7 protein-coding genes are annotated in these 4137 nt (G+C 35.6%); all 7 read right to left on the bottom strand.

The genetic code is table 11. The annotated features are described in order from the left end of the window. A partial coding sequence (locus Q1553_RS04230; RefSeq protein WP_300842774.1) for a methyl-accepting chemotaxis protein occupies positions 1-1050 on the bottom strand: 1050 nt, incomplete at its 3' end. Continuing rightward, positions 1025-1528, bottom strand: coding sequence for a PAS domain-containing protein (locus Q1553_RS04225; protein ID WP_115551366.1), 504 nt, complete (start codon positions 1526-1528; stop codon positions 1025-1027). The genes Q1553_RS04230 and Q1553_RS04225, both read right to left, overlap by 26 nt. Before the next feature lie 299 nt (positions 1529-1827). Then, a complete protein-coding gene (gene rplS, locus Q1553_RS04220) occupies positions 1828-2184 on the bottom strand; it encodes a 50S ribosomal protein L19 (protein WP_297571009.1) in 357 nt (118 codons plus the stop codon). After that, positions 2174-2878: a tRNA (guanosine(37)-N1)-methyltransferase TrmD gene (gene trmD / locus Q1553_RS04215; RefSeq protein ID WP_115551368.1), complete on the bottom strand. Its 705-nt coding sequence runs from the start codon at positions 2876-2878 to the stop codon at positions 2174-2176. The genes rplS and trmD overlap by 11 nt, the downstream gene beginning before the upstream one ends. Next, the gene (gene rimM / locus Q1553_RS04210) at positions 2878-3474 is read right to left on the bottom strand and encodes a ribosome maturation factor RimM (protein WP_115551369.1); all 597 of its coding nucleotides are present in this window, start codon (positions 3472-3474) and stop codon (positions 2878-2880) included. Before rimM ends, trmD begins: the two co-directional genes overlap by 1 nt. Positions 3475-3476: 2 nt before the next feature. After that, entirely contained in the window at positions 3477-3728 is a 252-nt protein-coding gene (locus tag Q1553_RS04205; RefSeq protein WP_115551370.1) for a KH domain-containing protein, read from the bottom strand. A 17-nt stretch (positions 3729-3745) separates the two neighbouring features. Further along, a complete protein-coding gene (gene rpsP / locus Q1553_RS04200; RefSeq protein ID WP_115551371.1) occupies positions 3746-3973 on the bottom strand; it encodes a 30S ribosomal protein S16 in 228 nt (75 codons plus the stop codon). Positions 3974-4137 lie beyond the last annotated feature (164 nt).

The following is a 4137-nucleotide window of genomic DNA, read 5'->3' as shown; positions in this document are numbered from 1 at the left end:
TAAAGAAGCCGCTTGTTTATCCATTGCGCCAAAAGTCTCATTGAATGAAATCATCAATTCATTGGAATCATTTGTAATGGTATCAATCTCTTTAACATAGCCTGAAATCTCGTCCATTTCTTGGTTGATTACCTGTGTGGTAGAGGAGATTTCTGACGCGGTTTTCGTGGCGCGCTCTGCTAGTTTTCGGACTTCATCAGCAACGACTGCAAATCCTCTTCCGTGTTCTCCTGCTCTTGCTGCTTCAATTGCGGCATTAAGGGCGAGTAAATTAGTTTGGTCAGTAATCTCCTTAATCAAAGAAACAAATGCATCAATTTCTTTAATTCGTTTTGTGAAACACTCAAAGGATTGTGAAGTTTGCGACATCATAGAGGAGAGGTTGGAAAAATTATTCACAATCACTTGGACATTCTGCATTCCTTGATTGGAGGATTGAGAAATCGTTTTCGCCTCTTCAGAAGTTTCATTCATTACCGAAATTACAACATTTAGATTTGTAGAAATTGAATTTAAATCTTTCTTCAAACTCACTGCGCTTTGTTTAGAAATCTGATTCACGATTAAACCTCTTGCGCCCAATTTATCTGCTTCTTCAACCGCATAAGAGGCTTTATTAATCAGCTGTCCCACATAAGAAAAAGCTCCTTTTAGGCTTGCAGAATTTAATTTTCTGTAATATTGTTTTTTGCTTGCGGCAGTAATAACGGAAGACCCCCCTCTAACAAAGGCTTCCACTTGGTCAGCCAAATCATTAAATGCCCACGACAGATTGCCCAAAGCACCATTATCTTGAATATTTGTAATTCTTGCTTCTAGGTTTCCATTGGCAAGCTGTGAAACACAATGGGTAATTTCTTGAATATACTTATCTCGTCTATTTCCAGCTATTAGCGTCAATGAGCAAGTCAAAATACCTAGACAAAAAACTCCAAATTCTAGCAAAATATGAATATCTAAAATTTCAATAATAAATAAACAAACAAAAATGGCAATAAAACAATAATTAAAAACCCTAGAATATCTATAAAGTTGATACGAATTCTTCATAATTGACTCCTTTTTGTGCTAGAATCTGCTCCAATCTCTCTTGGCTTTTTTCAATCCCTTCTCTTTGTTCAACTTCCAATAATTCCTTATAGAGTGCATTAATGGTTTTTTTTGCCTGTTCTGTTGGCTTTAGCCGAATAGAATGATAACCGACAATCTCTCCTTTGCCATTAAAAGAGGGAGTTACATAAGCTTTCACCCAATAATATGAACCATCTTTAGAAAGATTCTTTACATAAGCTATGATTTCTTTTCTTTGTTGTATAAAACTCCATAGAAATTTAAAAATAACTTTTGGCATATCGGGGTGGCGCACGATATTATGTGGTTTGCCCAAAAGCTCTTTCTCTGCATAACCTGAAAGTTCAATAAAGATTCTATTGCCATAAAGGATTCGTCCCTTTAAATCTGTTTTGGAAACAATAATTTCATTCTCATTGAACTGTCTCTCTTTCTGAATGGGTTTTGGTTTGCTCATTGCTTATCCTTAAAAATAAGAAAAATAATTAAAACTTTCACTCTATGTCATAAATTTATCTTTTCCTAATCGTCCTAGCCACATAAGACTCTTGAGATAATGTTAAGAATAGTATTATATATTTAGTTAATGAATGGTTAATAAAGCGTTAAGATGAGTAGCAAACCCTAAAAATAGGTTTTTAACACTTTAATATTAGAAATGTTGAATAATTCTTGATAAGAATAAAAAGGGGAGAGAAAATAAAATAATCTCTCCCTCACAATAGATAGAATCCCAAAAAAGGGAAAAATCAAAAACTATTTTCTAATTTCTTTGATTCTTGCAGATTTACCACTTCTTGTGCGAAGATAATAAAGTTTTGCGCGTCTAACACGACCAATTTTAAGCACTTTAATGCTTTCAATACTTTCAGAATAGATAGGAAAGATTCTTTCTACTCCTACACCATTTGCACCGATTTTGCGAATCGTAAAAGTCTTGCCTGTCCCTGTGCCACGAAGCGAGATACAAACTCCTTCAAAATTTTGGATTCTTGTTTTATCTCCTTCAGAAATTTTAATCCCAACTCTTAATGTATCGCCTGCCTTAAATTGCGGAATCTCTTTTCCTGCAATTTGCGCGTCTTCAAAATGCTGAATATATTTATTTCTCATCTTTTAGCCTTTGTTTGTAGCGAATATAGAGGTCTAACCTATGGAATCTAGTTTTTGCCTCTGACGCTTTTAATTTTAAGCTGTGGATTCTAGCGTGATTTCCCTTTGAATACTCTGAAGGAATCAATAAATTTTTAAAATTATGTGGTTTGGTAAAATTTGGGGATTCTAACAAAAACTCCTCATAGCTTTCTCCTTGCAAGGAATCGCTATTGCCAAGCACTCCCTCTACCTGTCTTGAAATGCTATCGCACAAACAAAGTGCGGCAATCTCTCCACCGGTTAAAATAAAATCTCCAATACTAAAAACCTCATCGGCATACAATTCAATCAAGCGTTCATCAAAACCCTCATATCGCCCACAAACTAAGGTAATATGAGACTTTTTGCTCAAACATTTTGCGTCATTTTGTGAAAAGAGTTTCGCACAAGGTGTAAGAAAAATAATGTGCGTTTTGGGATTCTTTTTTTTTACAAAATCTAGCGCATTACTTAAAGCCAATGGCTCTAGTACAAGCCCAGCACCACCACCTACTTGATAATCGTCGGTCTTTGCAAAACGATGAGGGCTGAAATCTCTAGGATTAACAAAATCTACGCCAATTAACCCTTGCTCTATCGCCCGATGAAGAATAGAATCACTAAAATAGGATTCTATCAAATGGGGAAATAAAGTAACGATAGAGAATCGCATTAACTATTTTCTAATATTTCTTTGCAAAATTGTGTGCAAATGATTTTTGGGTCAGTGCTGGTGCTTTTCTTGTATTCCTTTTTGGAATGGATTGTGGAATCTTTTTTGGATTCCACTCCCAAAATATAGCGCGCATTATAAGGAATCAAAAAATTCTTAGGAAAATTCTGTGCAATAAGTGCAAAATCAGTTTTCACAAACAAATAATCCTGCCCACAAAAGCGTTCAATCTCACTTACTATACCCAAAATCTCGCCATTTTCTACAATTTCACCCCCTACAAGCTCAAACCAAAAAAATTCGTTTTCTTTGAGTTTGCACTGCTGCTTGCATTGCTCTTGCGTAGTATAAAGCACAAGATTGACAATTTGCTTCGCCGCTTCTTTAGAATCAATTTCAGTAAATTTTGCTATGGAACGTTTTGCTTGATAAGATTCAAGCGTTAAATTACCAAATTGCGATAAATAGACATTGCCACTCTGTAGGGATTCGGGAAAATCACTTAGCAAATGCAAAAACACCTCACCTTTGAATCCTATGGAGCGACCGATTTTCGCGACACTTACCCAATCTTTTTGGACGCTCTTACCAAACATTCCTAAGCTTCAGTAGTTTGTGGTTTCACGATAATGCGATAAGAATTGCCATCTTTTGCTTTAATGCCAGAAACAAAAGTTTTGATTGCGCCAATCATTTTACCATCTTTGCCAATCAAGCGTCCTGCATCTTGTGAGGAAGAGAGAATTTCAATTTCATAAAAATTCGTATCAAGCTCTGTTTTGATAATACGAATTTTGTTGGGTTCTGTAACAATTTTTTTTACATAGGCTTCTATAAAATCTTCTACCATATGCTGCCTGCGTTTGATTATTTGGTAATCGCTTTTACTCTTTCGCTCATTTTTGCGCCAACGCCTGTCCAATATTTCAATCTTTCTGCATCATATTTCACCACAGAAGGCTCCGCAAGAGGATTATAATATCCGATAGATTCAATCCAACCTCCATCGCGTCTTTTTCTGCTATCAGTTACAATGATTCTATAAAAAGGCTTTTTCTTTCGTCCCATTTTTGTTAAGCGGATAACGGTTGCCAAAATATGCTCCTTAAATAATCTTAAATTCAACAGACAAATCTGCATAAAGGCGGAATTTTATCTAAAAGCAAGTAATGTTTTCCTTAAAGTGCTATGTATTCTCGCAAGGACGATGTGGCACACTCTATTTTTGTTGTTGCAAGAGATTCACTAGAATCTCGTGG

Origin of the sequence: Helicobacter sp. UBA3407 (assembly GCF_949747025.1) — a bacterium.
In the GTDB taxonomy this organism is placed as follows: Bacteria; Campylobacterota; Campylobacteria; order Campylobacterales; family Helicobacteraceae; genus Helicobacter_D; species Helicobacter_D ganmani.
The sequence above is the reverse complement of the archived record's forward strand: the minus strand, read 5'-3'. Positions and strand labels throughout refer to the sequence as shown.